This is a genomic window from Collinsella sp. CLA-JM-H32B (genome assembly GCF_040098065.1).
In the GTDB taxonomy this organism is placed as follows: domain Bacteria; phylum Actinomycetota; class Coriobacteriia; order Coriobacteriales; family Coriobacteriaceae; genus Collinsella.
The window spans coordinates 1-589 of the sequence record NZ_JBBNNA010000042.1; the positions used below are offsets into that span (position 1 = coordinate 1).

Consider the following 589-nt stretch of genomic DNA (forward strand, 5'->3'; position numbering starts at 1 on the left):
CTTCGCGTCCGCGGCGCGGGACTCAAGTCGCCCTGTTAAGGCTCGCTTTCGCTTCGGCTCCCTTTCGGTTAACCTCGCCCCGCGCCAGCGACTCGCTGGCTCATTCTACAAAAGGCACGCCGTCACAACTAAAAGTTGCTCCGACTGCTCGTGGGCGCACGGTTTCAGGTACTGTTTCACTCCCCTCCCGGGGTGCTTTTCACCTTTCCCTCACGGTACTGGTGCGCTATCGGTCACAGGGTAGTACTCAGGCTTGGATGGTGGTCCACCCAGGTTCGGACCGGGTTTCACGTGCCCGGCCCTACTCAGGGACCGCGTCGCGCCGTCCGGTCTGGGTTCGCGTACGGGGCTGTCACCCGCTGCGGCCGGCCCTCCCATGCCGTTCCGCTCCCCAGCCGGACCTGCGCCCGGGGGCGGCAGCCCCCGGATGCGCGGCCCTGCAACCCCGTCGGCGGAACCCCTGCCGGGTATGCCCGCTCGACGGTTTGGCCATCGGTCCCCTTTCGCTCGCCGCTACTCGGGGAGTCTCGAGATTGATTTCCTCTCCTCCGGGTACTTAGATGTTTCAGTTCCCCGGGTTGTCCTCCCC

At 65.9% G+C, this 589-nt stretch carries 1 rRNA gene; it reads right to left on the reverse strand.

What is annotated here, in order from left to right:
* Positions 1-589, reverse strand: a 23S ribosomal RNA gene (locus tag AAA138_RS09865); the annotation flags it as partial.